At 68.2% G+C, this 14992-nt stretch carries 17 protein-coding genes; 6 read left to right on the top strand and 11 right to left on the bottom strand.

All coding sequences use genetic code 11. The features are described 5' to 3' along the window. Positions 1-12: 12 nt before the first annotated feature. The 7 genes from WG922_RS12650 to WG922_RS12620 form a co-directional block, all read right to left on the bottom strand. Positions 13-333, bottom strand: coding sequence for a hypothetical protein (locus WG922_RS12650; RefSeq protein ID WP_340283013.1), 321 nt, complete (start codon positions 331-333; stop codon positions 13-15). Positions 334-594: 261 nt separating this feature from the next. Then, complete coding sequence (locus WG922_RS12645) at positions 595-1059, bottom strand: hypothetical protein (protein ID WP_340283012.1); 465 nt, start codon at positions 1057-1059, stop codon at positions 595-597. Positions 1060-1077: 18 nt separating this feature from the next. Beyond that, complete coding sequence (locus WG922_RS12640; RefSeq protein WP_340283010.1) at positions 1078-1536, bottom strand: hypothetical protein; 459 nt, start codon at positions 1534-1536, stop codon at positions 1078-1080. A 12-nt stretch (positions 1537-1548) separates the two neighbouring features. Then, the gene (locus WG922_RS12635) at positions 1549-2343 is read right to left on the bottom strand and encodes a DUF2243 domain-containing protein (RefSeq protein WP_340283009.1); all 795 of its coding nucleotides are present in this window, start codon (positions 2341-2343) and stop codon (positions 1549-1551) included. A 64-nt stretch (positions 2344-2407) separates the two neighbouring features. After that, a complete protein-coding gene (locus WG922_RS12630) occupies positions 2408-2842 on the bottom strand; it encodes a YeeE/YedE family protein (protein ID WP_340283007.1) in 435 nt (144 codons plus the stop codon). Positions 2843-2852: 10 nt separating this feature from the next. After that, complete coding sequence (locus tag WG922_RS12625; protein WP_340283006.1) at positions 2853-3287, bottom strand: YeeE/YedE family protein; 435 nt, start codon at positions 3285-3287, stop codon at positions 2853-2855. Between the two features lie 6 nt (positions 3288-3293). Further along, entirely contained in the window at positions 3294-3620 is a 327-nt protein-coding gene (locus WG922_RS12620; RefSeq protein WP_340283005.1) for a metalloregulator ArsR/SmtB family transcription factor, read from the bottom strand. An 81-nt stretch (positions 3621-3701) separates the two neighbouring features. Here WG922_RS12620 and WG922_RS12615 point away from each other — a divergent pair, with 81 nt between their 5' ends. From WG922_RS12615 to WG922_RS12600, 4 genes are all read left to right on the top strand, one after another. Continuing rightward, positions 3702-4622, top strand: coding sequence for an MBL fold metallo-hydrolase (locus tag WG922_RS12615; protein ID WP_340283004.1), 921 nt, complete (start codon positions 3702-3704; stop codon positions 4620-4622). Positions 4623-4707: 85 nt separating this feature from the next. Continuing rightward, positions 4708-5055 carry a TIGR01244 family sulfur transferase gene (locus tag WG922_RS12610; protein WP_340283003.1) on the top strand — a complete coding sequence of 116 codons (348 nt, stop codon included), beginning with the start codon at positions 4708-4710 and terminating at the stop codon, positions 5053-5055. Beyond that, entirely contained in the window at positions 5052-6812 is a 1761-nt protein-coding gene (locus tag WG922_RS12605; RefSeq protein ID WP_340283002.1) for a SulP family inorganic anion transporter, read from the top strand. The genes WG922_RS12610 and WG922_RS12605 overlap by 4 nt, the downstream gene beginning before the upstream one ends. Further along, positions 6809-7558 (top strand): MBL fold metallo-hydrolase, encoded by a 750-nt coding sequence (locus WG922_RS12600; protein WP_340283001.1) that lies wholly within the window; start codon positions 6809-6811, stop codon positions 7556-7558. Before WG922_RS12605 ends, WG922_RS12600 begins: the two co-directional genes overlap by 4 nt. A gap of 458 nt (positions 7559-8016) precedes the next feature. Here the strand turns inward: WG922_RS12600 and WG922_RS12595 are convergent, their stop codons facing one another. Then, the gene (locus WG922_RS12595) at positions 8017-8205 is read right to left on the bottom strand and encodes a hypothetical protein (protein WP_340283000.1); all 189 of its coding nucleotides are present in this window, start codon (positions 8203-8205) and stop codon (positions 8017-8019) included. 457 nt (positions 8206-8662) lie between these two features. On the opposite strand from WG922_RS12595, the gene WG922_RS12590 reads away from it, so the two are divergent. Continuing rightward, positions 8663-10648, top strand: coding sequence for a hybrid sensor histidine kinase/response regulator (locus WG922_RS12590; protein WP_340282999.1), 1986 nt, complete (start codon positions 8663-8665; stop codon positions 10646-10648). Between the two features lie 147 nt (positions 10649-10795). Next, positions 10796-11584, top strand: coding sequence for an exodeoxyribonuclease III (locus tag WG922_RS12585; RefSeq protein ID WP_340282998.1), 789 nt, complete (start codon positions 10796-10798; stop codon positions 11582-11584). Positions 11585-11751: 167 nt separating this feature from the next. Here the strand turns inward: WG922_RS12585 and ntrC are convergent, their stop codons facing one another. The 3 genes from ntrC to WG922_RS12570 are packed head-to-tail and all read right to left on the bottom strand — an operon-like array spanning position 11752 to position 14956. Then, positions 11752-13275, bottom strand: a complete 1524-nt coding sequence (gene ntrC / locus WG922_RS12580; protein WP_340282997.1) for a nitrogen regulation protein NR(I) — start codon at positions 13273-13275, stop codon at positions 11752-11754. Positions 13276-13302: 27 nt separating this feature from the next. Then, positions 13303-14385 carry a nitrogen regulation protein NR(II) gene (glnL, locus tag WG922_RS12575; protein WP_340282996.1) on the bottom strand — a complete coding sequence of 361 codons (1083 nt, stop codon included), beginning with the start codon at positions 14383-14385 and terminating at the stop codon, positions 13303-13305. Positions 14386-14392: 7 nt separating this feature from the next. Then, entirely contained in the window at positions 14393-14956 is a 564-nt protein-coding gene (locus tag WG922_RS12570; protein WP_340282995.1) for a hypothetical protein, read from the bottom strand. Between the last annotated feature and the right edge of the window lie 36 nt (positions 14957-14992).

Genomic DNA, 14992 nt, shown 5'->3' with positions numbered 1-14992 from the left:
GAGCGGCTCCGCTCAGCGGTTGCCCATGGTGGTGCTGCGACCGTCGTCCCGGTCCGGCGCGGGCGTGATGTTCACGTTCGGCACGGTGACGGTTTCCTTGCGGGTGCTGATGTCCACGTCCGGCACGGTGACCTGGCGCTCCTGCGTGGTGACGTTCACGTCCGGCGTGCGGACGTTGTACTCGGGCAGCCGGACGTCACCCTCCTGCTGCTTCGTCACCTCGTACTTCGGCAGCTCGAGGTTGCCCGACTGCGTCTTCTCCACGTCGCAGGCCGCAAGCCCCAGGGCAGCGATAGACAGCGCGGCGGAAAGGGCGAGCTTGGACTTGATCATTTGGTACTCCTGATGCATTGAATGCCTCCATGGTGGTGCTTGGCACGCGATCCCGCTGTCGGACGGTGCCGGCCCTGCATGGCGGCCGATCCGGCACGGCTGGGCGAGGAAAAACGCCGACGCGTTGTCGCCCCGCGGCGCGCATTCGCCAAGCGGCAGCAGCCTCGGGCTCGCAACGTGCCGGCGATTGCCCCTCCGCGTGGAGGCAGCATCCACTTGTCCGTGATCGGCCTGGAGTTGCTGCCGGCTCGCGGCTGCGCGCTATTTGTCCACTGCGGCCAGTGCCGCGCGGACGCGCTGGGCAGCGTCCGCGTCTCGGGCCGGCAGGGCATCGAAGTCGCCGCGCATCGCCTTGAGTGCATACCGCTCCCGGGCGATCTCGCGATGGGTCCGCACACCCATCCGACGGAACAGCGGAATCGGCGGGCACCATCCCTGCAGCGCGTGCTGGCCCAGGAAGGTGAACACCGCAGCCGGCAGCAGCAGAAAACGGCGGTCCACGTTCGCGCCGAGCAGGACGCCGAGTATCACCAGGACAGAGGCGTTGACCTGCAACAGGCGCTCGACGTCCCACTCTTCGTCCAGTTCACGCAGGCGATCCGCGATCAGCTCGTCACCGGCCGATTCGAGTCGCACCAACTCGGCATCCGTGCGGGCGCGAATCAGGTCGTTCAGGCGTATGTCCGTGCTGTCCTCCACCCTTCGGGCCGTGGCAGGCAGTTGCATCGCGTCCTCCTTCGGCGTTCAGTGGCGCAGTGGCGCGGCGTCGTCGGATCGGTCCGCCGCCGAGCCTGGCTGCTGCTCCTGGGCCATCGAATCGAAGTCGCCGCGCAGCGCCTTGACTGCGTAGCGCTCGCGCTCGATCTCGAGCGCGGTACGGACACCCAGCCGGCGGAAGATCGGCAGCAGGGGGTAGATCCCGCGCGTGCCGAACAGGAATACGGCGGCTCCCACCGTGGCCGGCATCGCCAGGAAGGCCGGCCGCACGAACGCTCCGAGCGCCAGGCCCATCAGGCCCATGGCGGCTGCTTCGGCCTCGATGGTGCGGTCCATGTCCCACTCCCGATCCAGCGCCTCGAGCCGGCGGCTCGCCGTCTCGGGCTTCTGGGCCACCTCCATCAGGTGACCCACCGTGTCGTCATCGATGCGCCGCAACACGGAGCGTGCCGTGTGGCGCCGGGCGCGGTCGTGCGAACGTTCCATCTGGCAGTCCTCTCATGTGGAAGGCCGCAGCCAGCTGAAGCAGCCGGTCGCGAGTGCGGAATTGCTCACCAGCAGCGCGCCGCTCGCGTAGAGCTCGCGGGCCCGCCTGGGCTCGGACATCGAGACCGCCCAGAGTCCTCCGGAGCGGTCCACCCACAGCACACGCGCATCGGCCGCGGCCAGGGCGTTGAATGCGTGCGCACCTTCCATGCCGGGGCGGAACAGGACGATGACCTGGTCGGTATCGCCTGCGGGCAGGGCCGCCAGCGGCGCCGCCGCCACCGCCGCGAGCGCCAGGGCGGCTGCCGTCATGCGGCCGCGGTCCCCACCCGGTCGCCGGAGCATCCACCAGCCGAGGACGGCCGGGAACACACCGAATACGAAGAACCAGAGCAGGTCCCAGAACAGCGGATCGGGCGAATCCACCCGGATGCGATGGATGCCCGTGATCCAGTGCGAGAACACGCTGTCGATGATGTGCCATACGCCGAAACCGATCAGCGCTCTCGCCCACAAGGCGCGGTCCGCGCCCGGCGCGGAGTAGTCGGCACGTGCCTTCCACAACAGCCGGAGAGCCCAGGCTGCAATGAAGTACATCAGCACGTGGAACAGCCCGTCGGCCAGCATCTGGGCGCGGATATCCTGCAGCGCGGCGGCCTGCACATCGCTCAGCAGGTGGTGCCATTGCAGCACCTGATGCAGCAGGATGCCGTCGAAAAAACCGCCCAGGCTGAACCCCAGCAAGAACCCGGCCCAGCGCAGGGTGCGCGAGGCCGGGGCGCTCTGTGCCTGATCGACGGGCTGCATGGGCGCAGCTTAGGGCACCACACCACCGAGGTGGGCCCGCTGTAACCGAGGAGGGATCAGCAGCTCACGCGTGCGCCGCGCGCAGTGTCTTGCGCCGCTCCACCAGCTCGAAGACGCCCATGCCGACCAGCATAGCGGCAACGAAGACCAGGGCCTTCTGCTCGCCCATGCCGAGCGCCACCAGGGCCGGGCCCGGGCAGAAGCCGGCAATGCCCCAGCCGATGCCGAACAGCAGGCCTCCGCCGACAAGTCGCTTGTCCACCTGCGTCGCCGCGGGCATGCGCATCTGTAAGCCGAGCAGCGACAGCGCACGCCTGCGGGCAAGGGTGAAGGCGACCACCCCGACCAGGATGGCTCCACCCATCACGAACGCGAGCGACGGATCCCAGCGACCGAAAAGGTCGAGAAAGCCCAGGACCTTGGCCGGATCGGCCATGCCGGAAACGATCAGTCCGATGCCGAACACGGCGCCGGCGAGCAGTGCGAAGAACGTTGGCATGAGTCTCTCCTCAGGCGCCGATCAGGTGGCGCGCGACAAACACGGTGACGAAGCCAGCCAGCATGAACGTGGCCGTGGCGACCAGGGAGCGCGGCGACAGGCGCGAGATCCCGCAGACCCCGTGGCCGCTGGTGCAGCCGGAGCCGTACCGGGTGCCGATACCCACCAGCAGACCGGCGGCGATGAGGCCGAGGTAGCCTGCGTCGATCCGCGGCCGCGGCACCTCGGTGAAGAGCGCATACAGCAGCGGCGCCCCCAGCAGCCCGGCGATGAAGGCCGCGCGCCAGGAGATGTCGCCGCGCACCGGCTTGAGCAGCCCGCCCAGCACGCCGCTGATGCCGGCGATGCGACCGTTCAGCAGGATGAACATGGCAGCGGCGATGCCGATGATCACGCCGCCCGCGAGCGACGCCCAGGGGGTGAACGAGTTCCAGTCGATAGTCATGGTGTCTTACTCCTTGGGGCAGTAGAGGCGGTACAGGACGACCAGGATTTCCAGCAGATTGGGGTCGGCCACGCTGTAGTAGATGTTCTTGCCTTCACGGCGCGTGGCCACCACGCCCTGGGTGCGCAGCACGCCGAGCTGCTGTGACAGCGTCGGCTGGTGGATGTCCAGCAGTTCCTCGAGCTCGCTGACGCTGAACTCTCCCTGCGACAGCTGGCACAGCAGCAGCAGCCTTTCCGGATTGGCCAGCAGCTTGAGTGCGGCAACGGCGTTCTCGGCTGCGCAGCGCAGCCGCTGCGGATCGATCACGAGATCACTCGGGCCTTCTTTCATGGTGTCCTTTCAAGGCGTTTCGGTTGACTTACAGTATATCTATCAATATATTATCTGGCAATGTACTGAAAGGACGACCCAATGACTGAACGCGCAGTGACCGAACGCATCACCACCCAGGCTTTCTTCGATCCTGCTACCTGGACCGTCTCGTACGTGGTTTCGGACAACGCCACCATGGCTGCCGCCGTTATCGACCCGGTGCTCGACTACGACTTCAAGTCGGGCCACACAGGCACCAAGGCTGCCGACCAAGTTCTCGGGTATCTGAAGGACAAGGGTCTGCAGGTCCAGTGGATCCTGGAGACCCACGCGCATGCAGACCACCTCTCCGGCGCGCGCTATCTGCAGCAGCGCGTCGGCGGCCGCATCGCCATCGGCGAGAACATCCGCGAGGTGCAGGCCACGTTCAAGAAGCTCTACAACCTGGAGCGCGACTTCCTGCCCGACGGCAGCCAGTTCGACCACCTGTTCAAGGACGGCGAGACCTTCCGCATCGGCGAGGTCGAGGCGAAGGCGATGCTCGTTCCCGGGCACACCCCGGCGGACATGGCCTACCTCATCGAGGACAGCGTTTTCGTGGGCGATACGCTGTTCATGCCGGACGTCGGCACCGCGCGCGCCGACTTCCCCGGCGGCGATGCCGCCACGCTGTATCGCTCCATTCGCCGCCTGCTGGAGCTTCCTCCGCAGACGCGCATGTACGTCTGCCACGACTACCCGCCGAAGACACGAGACGCGCAGTGGGAGACCACGGTTGCCGAGCAGCGCGCAAAGAACATCCACGTCCATGACGGCACGACGCAGGAGGGTTTCGTCGCCATGCGCAATGCACGCGATGCCACCCTCGAGGTGCCGACCTTGATCCTGCCGTCGATCCAGGTGAACGTCCGCGCGGGCCACATGCCGCCGGCCGACGACAACGGGGTCGCCTACCTGCGCATCCCGATCAACGCGCTGCCCAAGGGTGCTGCCGCGCAGACAGGTGTGAAGCCGAGCTGAAGCTCCAGCGGATCGCCTGTAGGACCTTGCCGCACACGGCGCAAGGCCGGGTCCTCAACCTCGAGCCACAAGCCAGAATTTGACGATGACTACCCGCTCCACCGAACAGATCGATGCAGCCCTGTACGTGACCCCGCAGGTGCAGCCCGAGGACATGGCCGCACTCGCCGCCGCCGGGTTCCGCGGCATCATCAACAACCGCCCCGACCATGAAGGCGGGGAAGGCCAGCCGACCAGCGCGCAACTGGAGGCAGCGGCGCGACAGGCGGGGCTGGCGTACCGGTACTTGCCGATGCCGCCGACCGGCCACACGCCGGAACAGGCCCGCGACATGGCGAACGCGGTGGATGCGCTCCCCAAGCCGGTGGTGGCGTTCTGCCGGACGGGCCGCCGGTCCGCCGCGCTGTACCGGATGGGCAAAGGCGGCGCATGACACAACGGTGGCTGCCCGCGTGGCTGGCCGCCTACGACCGGAGCAAGGCGGCCCAGGACCTGGTGGCGGGCATCGTGGTGACCATCCTGCTGGTGCCGCAAAGCCTCGCGTACGCCATGCTCGCGGGACTGCCGCCGCACGTCGGCATGTACGCCAGCATCCTGCCGCTGGTGGTGTATGCGGTGCTCGGCTCCAGCATGACCCTGTCCGTCGGCCCGGTGGCGGTGGCGTCTCTCATGACCGCGTCGGCCGTGGCGCCGCTGGCTGCCGCCGGCAGTTCGGAGTACGTGTTCCTGTCCATGCTGCTGGCGCTACTCGGAGGCGTGGTGCTGCTGCTGCTGGGGCTGTTGCGCATGGGCTTCGTGGCAAACCTCCTGAGCCATCCGGTGATCTCCGGTTTCGTGACCGGATCCGCGGTGCTCATCGCGCTCGGGCAATTGAAGCCGCTGCTGGGTATTCCGGCCAAGGGAGAGACGGCCCTGGAACTGCTGGCTTCGCTGTTGTCGCGGGCCACTGAACTGCACATCCCCACGGCGGTGCTGGGGCTCTCGTCCGTGCTGGCCTTGTGGGCCTCCCGACGGTTTCTTGCGACGGGATTGCGCCGTGCGGGCCTGGGAGCCAAGAGCGCGGAGATTCTCGCGAAGCTGGCGCCGATGGCGGTGGTGCTGCTGGCCATTGCAGCCGTGGTGACGTTGGGGCTGGACATGCGCGCGGGCGTGGCGGTGGTGGGTGCCATTCCGGCAGGGTTGCCTACCCTGAGCTTCACGCTGCCAACGCAGGGGCAGCTGCAGCAGCTCGCGGTGCCCGCCGTGATGATCGCGCTGATCGGCTTCGTGGAGAGCGTGTCGGTGGCGCAGTCGCTCGCCATCAAGCGCGGTGAAAGGATCAACCCCGACGCGGAGCTGCGGGGCCTCGGCGCGGCCAACCTGGCAAGCGCGATGTCCGGCGGCTTTCCGGTGACCGGCGGCTTTGCGCGCAGCGTCGTGAACTTCGCTGCAGGCGCTCGCACACCTCTTGCCGGCGTGATAGCCGCAGGCTTCATGGGAGTAGTCCTGCTGGGCCTGACGGGACTGTTCGAAAGGCTGCCTCTCGCGGTGCTCGCCGCGACCATCGTCGTCGCGGTCATCGGACTCGTAGACCTCGCGACGCTGCGCCATGCGTGGCAATACGACCGGGCCGATGCCGTGGCCTGGCTGGTGACCGCGATGGGGGTGCTCGGGCTCGGCGTCGAGGCCGGCGTCGGTCTTGGCGTCGCGATGTCGATCGGCACCTTCCTGTGGCGCGCGAGCCGGCCTCACATTGCCGTGGTCGGCCGAATAGGCGAGAGCGAGCACTTCCGCAACGAGAGGCGCTTCACCGTCACGACCTATCCGGAGCTTCTGCTGATGCGGATCGACGAGAGCCTCTTCTTCGCCAACATGCAGTCGGTTCTCCAACGCATCGAGGAGGAGATCGAGAAGCGGGGTGACGTCCAGCACCTCGTGCTGGATCTGTCCTCGGTGAGCCACATCGACCTCACGGCGGTCGAAGCACTCCAGCGTCTGCAGGCCGACCTGCGCGAGCGCGGCATAGAACTGCATCTGGCCGAGGTGCGTGGTCCGGTCATGGACAGGATCGCGCAAACCGACCTGCCACGAAAGCTCGCCCACGAGCCTTTCCTGAACCTGCACGAAGCTGCCGGCGTCCTCGCGCCGGCGGCATCGCCGCAGCCCCCTTCACTCCGCCTGAAACCCTCCACCGCCCGGAGCAACGCATGATCTTCCGACAACTTCTCGAACCCGTCTCCAGCACCTACACCTACGTGCTTGGCTGCCCGGATACGGGCGAGGCGATCCTGATCGACCCGGTCGTGAACTCCGTGGATCGCGACCTGCAGGTGCTGCAGGGCCTCGGCCTGCGGCTGGCGTACACGCTCGACACGCACATCCATGCAGACCACATCACCGCAGCCCTGGAGCTGAAGAAGCGCACGGGAAGCAGGATCGCGGCGCCCGCTTTCGACCGGCTTGCCTGCACGGACTTCGGAGTGGAGGAAGGCCGCCCGCTGCAGGTCGGGTCCATCTCCATAAGCGGCCTGCACACCCCAGGGCACACCGACGGACACTTCGCTTATGTCATGGGCGAGCGGGTGTTCACGGGCGACGCCCTGCTGATCGACGGCTGCGGCCGCACGGACTTCCAGAACGGCGATTCACAGGCGCTCTATAAGAGCGTGACGCAGAAGCTCTTCGCGCTGGCGGACGAGACGCTGGTGTATCCAGCGCACGACTACACCGGCAGGCACGTGTCCTCCATCGCTCAGGAGAAGGCCCGCAATCCCCGCCTGGGCGCGGGCAAGAGCCTCGCGCAGTTCCAGCAGATCATGGCGACGCTGAACCTGCCCTACCCGAAGTTCATCGACTATGCCGTGCCCGGAAATCGTGGATGCGGCGTGTGCCCGACCGACCTGGCGCAGGAGCTGCAGAAATACTGCCTGCCCATGGCGCAGAGTCCGCAAGGCTAGGGTGATGCGAAAGGATCAGAAGAAGGCTATTGGGCAGACTCCTCGCCCACTTCAACCCGCACGCGGGACTCTGGCGCCAGACCACTTCTAAGCGCTACGGTCGATGGAGAAACCAGTTTGTTCCCCATCGGCTCCTGCTCGGCTGTTTTCCTGCTCATCCAACTGGAGGCCGAAAAAAAAACCCGCCGAAGCGGGTTTCGAGAATGTGCCAGGCGTCTCATCCATGGCACCGGAGGTCTACCCTTCCCTTGTTTTTCCCTGGTCTTCCCTTGCTCTCTTCCCTGTTCGCGTGACAGCCGTTTTCGAATGAGCAGATGCTCGCCCGCAGGCGCTGGCTCGGCTGTAGGAGGCGGTCGCAAGCTGAAGCCGGACAAATGAAGAGGCTGGCGAAACGCCACGAAAAAACCCGCCGAAGCGGGTTGTGGTCGTGGCGCATGCTGCGCCAGGGCGGAAGGCGTTCAGGCCGCGCAGGGCCGTGCCGGCTTGCCGACCCATTGCAGGCCCTCCTGGAGCGCGTAGTCGGCGGCTTGGCCGGCGCTGCGGAACAGGCGGGTGAGCCGCACGACACGGTCGGTGGTGGCCGACCCCGATCCGGAACGGATCGAGACGGAGCAGGCGTGCCAGCCGCCGTCAACAGGCTTGGTCAATGGGGAGATCAGATACTTCCCGGCAGTCACCGGGGCATGGTTCGTTTTCATCATGAGTGCGGTACGTGGGGCCAATCGGACCTAATGCAAGCGTCGCGAACCGCGTGCCTGAGAAATATTCAGCGGAGCACGGCGTCGATGCGCGATAGGTACGAGGCGCAAACGCAGCCGAACCGCAACCGCCGCCAAGCACCAAGCACCAAGCACCAAGCACCCAGCACCCAGCACCCAGCACCCAGCACCCAGCACCAAGCAGCGGCAGCGGGCAGCGGGCAGCGGGCAGCGGGCAGCGGGCAGCGGGCAGCGTCGTTTCGCACCGCCCTGATCGCCCATCAGGATCTCCGCGAAGCCAGCCCGCTGCGGGTGCCCTCTACCTACAATGGCCGCGCCAGACTCCATGCGCTTCCCCGGTCACTGAGCTCCTCCTGCATTCTTCAACCTGGCCCTGCCCCATTCCATGCTTGCCGGTCGCTACGATCCCGCCCTCGTCCTCGTATCGGTCCTCGTGGCGATGTTCGCGTCCTACACCACGCTGGCGCTGGCGGGCCGGGTCGTCCACGCATCCACGCGCGCCGCCGCCTGGTGGATCGCCGGCGGGGCGTTCGCCATGGGCACCGGCATCTGGTCCATGCATTTCATCGGCATGCTGGCGTTCCAGTTGCCCATTCCCCTGGGCTACGACCTGCAGATCACGCTGCTCTCGTGGGCATTGCCGGTGGCCGCGTCGGCGGTGGCCCTCTGGCAGCTCAGCCGTGCGGCGCTGCACTGGCTACGTCTGCTCGCATCCGCCGTCCTCATCGGCGCCGGCATCAATGCGATGCACTACCTCGGCATGGCGGCGATGCGCATGCAGCCGGGCATCGCCTGGGACCCGCTCCTGGTCGCAGCGTCGGTGGCCATCGCCGTCGCGGCAGCCGGCGCATCCCTGTGGATCGCATCGCGTCTGCGCGACTGGCGCGGCCCCCACCTCTGGGTTCCGCGCGCGGCGGCTTCGGTGGTGATGGGCCTGGCCATCGTCGGTATGCACTACACCGGCATGGCCGCCGCGCGGTTCCCACTCGACAGCGTGTGCCTGGCCGCCACGGGGCAGTTCACGCTCACCCAGCTGGCCGTGCTCGTGATCGTCGCCACGCTGGCGGTGCTGTGCATCGCCCTGCTCACCTCGGTCTATGACGCGCGCCTGGAGGCGCGCAACCAGGTGCTGGCCCTGTCGCAGCAGACCGCCCAGGAGCGGCAGGTGCTGCTCGACCGAGAGCGCGCCGCCCGCGCCGAAGCCGAGCGGCTCGGGACCGTGAAGGACGAATTCCTCGCCACGCTTTCGCACGAGTTGCGCACGCCGCTGCACGCGATCCTCGGCTGGGTGCAACTGCTGCGCGCCAAGCACGACGCGCGCTCGCTGGCCAAGGGACTGGACACGATCGAACGCAACGCGCGCCTGCAGGCACAGCTGATCGACGATCTGCTGGACATGAGCCGCATCGTCTCGGGCAAGGTGCGACTCGAGCGCGCGCTGCTCGATCCGCTGCCGATCGCCCAGGCCGCGGTCGAGGCGGCGCGACCGACCGCCCTGGCCCGCGATCTGACGATCAGCAGCCATCTGTCGCTCGACTGCGCCCCCCTCTGGGGCGACGCAACCCGACTGCAGCAGATCATGTGGAACCTGTTGTCCAACGCGGTGAAATTCACCCCGGCCGGCGGCCGCGTCGAGGTAGCGCTGCGCTGCACCGAAGGCTCGGTCGTCTTCAGCGTGTCCGACTCCGGCTGCGGGATCGCTCCGGAATTCCTGCCCCATGTCTTCGAGCGCTTCCGCCAGGCGGACTCCTCGACCACGCGGCACCACAGCGGACTCGGACTCGGCCTGGCCATCGTGCGCCAACTGGTCGAGCTGCATGGCGGGCACGTGGAGGCCACCAGCCCGGGCACCGACCTCGGCGCGACCTTCACCGTCCGCTTGCCGGCAGCTGTCGCACACGAGCTGCCCGTGCGGCCGCGCGGCTCCGGGACGGTCGCGGCTTCGTCGCAGGCGAGCACGCTGCCCGACCTGGGCGGCTGGACCGTGCTGGTGGTGGACGACGAGCCCGATGCGCGCCAGCTCCTGCACGAGCTGCTGACGCAGTGCGGGGCGCAGGTGGAGCTGGCTTCGGATGCCCAGGAGGCCCTGGATGCGCTGGACAGGCGCAGGACGGACGTCCTTCTCAGCGACATCGGCATGCCCGGAATGGACGGCTACGCGCTGGTGCGGCGCATGCGCGCGCATGCCGATCCCTCGGTGGCGCGCCTTCCGGCGGTGGCGCTCAGCGCCTTCGCGAGCGACCAGGACCAGCGCCGCGCCCGGGAAGCCGGATTCGACGCGCACATCGGCAAACCGATCGATGTGCAGGAGCTCGCCAAGGTGCTGCGGGCGAGCCGCGTCTCCGCCACCAGCGCCGACCCGCCGGCTTGAGCACGTCTGCGCCACGTTGCCGCCGGCCGCTGCGCTCACGCCTGCCTCGCTCTGCGCTATCGTTCGACCGCGTTGACCGCCGCCCGTCGCGCCGCCGCCAGGCGAGCGGCGAAGGCAGGTCCCACCGATGCCCACCATGCTGCCGCCATGAAGATCACCACCTGGAACGTCAACTCCCTCACCGCCCGCCTGCAGCACGTGCTCGACTGGCTGGCCGCCAACCCGGTCGATGTGCTGTGCCTGCAGGAGCTCAAGCTCACAGAGGACAAGTTTCCGCTGATGGCCCTGCAGGAGGCCGGCTTCACCCACTGTGCCGTGTTCGGGCAGAAGACCTACAACGGGGTTGCGATCCTCAGCCGCGCACCGCTGGACGGCGTGGTGCGCAACATCGACGGCCTCGATGACCCGGCCTCGCGCGTGATCGGCGCGACGCTGGCGCTTCCCTCCGGGCCCCTGCGCATCGTCAACGCGTACTTCGTCAACGGGCAGGCGCCGGGCTCGGAGAAGTTCGCCTACAAGATGGCCTGGCTCGATGGCCTGCAGCGCCACATGGCCGAGGAACTGCGCCGCCACCCGCGGCTCGTGCTGCTCGGCGACTTCAACATCGCCCCGGAGGACCGCGACTCCTACGATCCGGTCGGCCTGCACGAGACCATCCACCACAGCACGCCCGAGCGCGCGCACTTCCAGCAGCTGCTCGCGCTGGGCCTGGTGGACAGCTTCCGGCTGTTCGAGCAGCCCGAGAAGAGCTTCACGTGGTGGGACTACCGCATGCTCGGCTACCAGAAGAACCGCGGGCTGCGCATCGACCACATCCTGGTGAGCGAACCCCTGCGCGCAGCCGTGCGCGCCTGCAGCATCGACCGAACACCGCGCAAGTGGAAGCAGCCGAGCGACCACGCCCCGGTGACGGTGACGCTGGCGCTGGAGCCCTGACCTGCGGCGCACGCGAGAGCCGGCAGCACCCGGCGAAGCCGCCCGCCCGCGGTGCCGGTCTCTGGCCGCATCGCGTCCGCCACGTCGCGCACGCGCTAAGGCTGCGATCGGCTGCCGATCTTCCGCTTCCGCTCGTGGCACGCAGACGGTCGCCCCCTCACGGCGCCTCACCCTTCGAGGCCAAGTTCCTGGATCTTGCGGGTGATGGTGTTGCGGCCGATGCCGAGTTTCTGGGCCGCTTCGATGCGCCGGCCCCGGGTGTTGTGCAGCGCCGTGAGGATCAGGCGTGACTCGAAGCGCCGGCTGAGTTCCTCCCAGACGTCGTGTCGACCGCTGGACAACAGGGCCTGCGCCTCGGCTTCCAATGCGCTCTCCCAGCTGGCGGGCAGACCCATCGCCGTCGCGGCGTGGGCGGGCAGCGGGCTTGCGCCGCCGCCGCCCACCTGCTGCGGCAGCGCACCCGCGTGCAGATCCGGCGCCGACGGCGCGGCGGCCGCACCGTCGGGTGCAGCGGCCGGCTGCGCGGGGGCGCCCAGCACCTCGGGGGGCAGGTCCTTGGGTTCGATCAATTGCGCCGGGGCCATGACGGTGAGCCAGTGGCACACGTTCTCGAGCTGGCGCACGTTCCCGGGGAACGCGAAGGAGGCGAGCCGGGCCAGCGCGGAATCCGAGATGCGCTTGGGCTCCACGCCCAGTTGCTTGGCCGACTGCTGCAGGAAATGCCGCGCCAGCATGGGGATGTCCTCGCGCCGCTCCCGCAGCGCCGGCAGCCGCAGCCGGATCACGTTCAGCCGGTGGAACAGGTCTTCGCGGAACACCCCGTCCTTGACGCGTTGCTCGAGGTCCTGGTGGGTGGCGGCGATCACGCGCACGTTGGCCTTGACCGCGTTGTGTCCGCCGACGCGATAGAAGTGGCCGTCGGACAGCACGCGCAAGAGCCGCGTCTGCAGGTCGAACGGCATGTCGCCGATCTCGTCGAGAAAGAGCGTGCCGCCCTCGGCCTGCTCGAAGCGGCCGCGCCGCATGGTCTGCGCCCCGGTGAAGGCGCCACGCTCGTGGCCGAACAACTCGGACTCGAGCAGGTCCTTCGGGATGGCTGCGGTGTTGATCGCCACGAAGGGCCCGCCGGCGCGCGGAGAGTGGCGGTGCAGGGCACGCGCGACCAGTTCCTTGCCCGAGCCCGACTCGCCCGTGATCATCACGGTCACGTTGCTCTGCGAGAGCCGTCCGATGGCACGGAACACGTCCTGCATGGCCGGCGCCTGGCCCAGCATCTCGGGCGCCGCCGCCATGCGCTCCTCGGCTACCTGCTCGCGCAGGCTTTCTTCCACGGCGCGGCGAATCAGCTCGATGGCCTTGGGCAGATCGAAAGGCTTCGGCAGGTATTCGAAGGCGCCTCCCTGGAATGCCGAGACGGCGCTGTCGAGGTCGGAGTACGCCGTCATGATGATCACGGGCAGGCCCGGATGACGCTCCTTCACCTTGGACAGCAAATCCAGCCCCGAGCCGCCCGGCATGCGGATATCGCTGACCAGCACCTGCGGCCCCTGCGCGTCGGACTCGCCCTCGAGCGCCTGCAGCACCTCGCGCGCGCTGGTGAAGCTGCGGGTCGGCAGGTCTTCGCGCAGCAGCGCCTTCTCCAGCACGAAGCGGATCGATTGGTCATCGTCAACTATCCAGATCGGCTTCATGCGTTGTCCTCCCTCAGGGCATGCGGTTCAAGGCAACGGAATCAGTATCTTGAAATCCGTTCGGCCCGGCACGCTGTCGCACTCGATCAGGCCGTGGTGCTGCTGCACGAAGGTCTGCGCCAGTGTCAGTCCGAGGCCGGAGCCGCCTTCCCTGCCCGACACGAGCGGGTAGAAGATGCGGTCCTTGATGGCCGGGGGCACGCCGGGTCCGTTGTCGATGACATGCAATTCCAATGCCAGTCGGTAGCGCTGCTTGCCGAAGGTGACCTGCCGCGCGATGCGGGTGCGCAGTCGCAGCTCGGCGTCGCCTGCGACGATGCGTTCGGCGAGCGCCTGGCAGGCGTTGTGCGCGATGTTCAGCACCGCCTGGATCAGCTGTTCCTTGTCGCCCCGGAACTCCGGCAGCGAGGTGTCGTACTCGCGCACGACGCGCAGCCCGCGCGGGAACTCCGCCAGGATCAGCGAACGAACCCTTTCGCAAACCTCGTGGATGTTGACGTCGCCCACCACGTGGGGGCGGCGGTGCGGAGCGAGCAGCCGATCGACCAGCGTCTGCAGCCGGTCGGCCTCATGGATGATGACCTGGGTGTATTCCTTGAGCTCGCGCGAGTCGATCTCCATCTCGAGCAGCTGCGCCGCGCCGCGGATGCCGCCCAGCGGGTTCTTGATCTCGTGCGCGAGGTTGCGAATGAGCTCCTTGTTCGCGAGCGCCTGGTCGATCAGGCGCTCCTCGCGCTCCTGGCGGGCCTGCTGCTCCAGCGGCAGCATCTCGACGACGACTTCGCCCGGGCGCTCGGTCTGCACCACCACCACGTGCACCGACAGCGGCTCGCCGGCGTGCCGAGCGAGCGCCGCGTCGTAGCGCAGCACCGCAAAATCGTTGCTGCGGGCGCCCTGCAGCGCGGTGCGCAGGGGCGCCGGATCGGTAAAGGCCTGCGCGAAATCCGAGCCCTCGATGCTGCGGCGCGACAGCCCCAGAGCGTCTTCCAGTGCCGCATTGGCGAACAGCACGGTGCCTTCGAAGCGCACCACGGCCACCAGCGTGGCCAGCAGGTCGAATGGCTGGAACTCGGCCGCGGTAGGCCCGGCGGGTGCGCTCGGCGAGGCCACCGGCGCTCTAGCGGGAGGCGGTCAGCCGCGAAAGCTCGCGGCGGATGCCGGCGATGTCGGCTTCGTTGCGGGCAATGGCCGCCTTGAGTTCGGCCACACGGTCCAGGTATTTCTGGTGGTTGCGGGTCTCGGGGCCGAGCTTATCGGGCACCCCGTTGTTGTATTCCTTCTGCAGCTCGGCCTGGCGTGCCTCGGCCTTCTTCAGTTCCGCTTCGAGAATGAGGCGGGCGTCGGCGTCCCGGGCGCGCTGCTCGTTGCTGTCCACGCGCTGGCTCGCCGGGTCGGCCTGGCCCGCGGGCGCGGTGGCGGAGGTGGCGGAGGAGGTGGCGGCCGCGGGGGCGGTGCCCGGCGTGCGGGCCGGCGGTGTCAGGACGCGGGTGCCCTCGATCACGGTGAAGTTGCCGCCGTCCATGGGCTTGCAGTCGCGCGCCTTGGCATCGACGGCGTCGTTGGTGTAGGTGTTGCCGCAGCGGAAGACGCGGGTCTGGGCCAGCGCGTCGCTTGCCGACAGGGCAACGAGAGCGGCGAACAGGATGGCGAACGGCATCGTGGTGGGTCCCTGGTTGCGCATGGGTCGGAAGTATGGCGGAACTCTGCAGCGCCATGC

Origin of the sequence: Ramlibacter sp. AN1015, assembly GCF_037726105.1 — a bacterium.
GTDB lineage: Bacteria > Pseudomonadota > Gammaproteobacteria > Burkholderiales > Burkholderiaceae_C > Ramlibacter.
The sequence above is the reverse complement of the archived record's forward strand: the minus strand, read 5'-3'. Positions and strand labels throughout refer to the sequence as shown.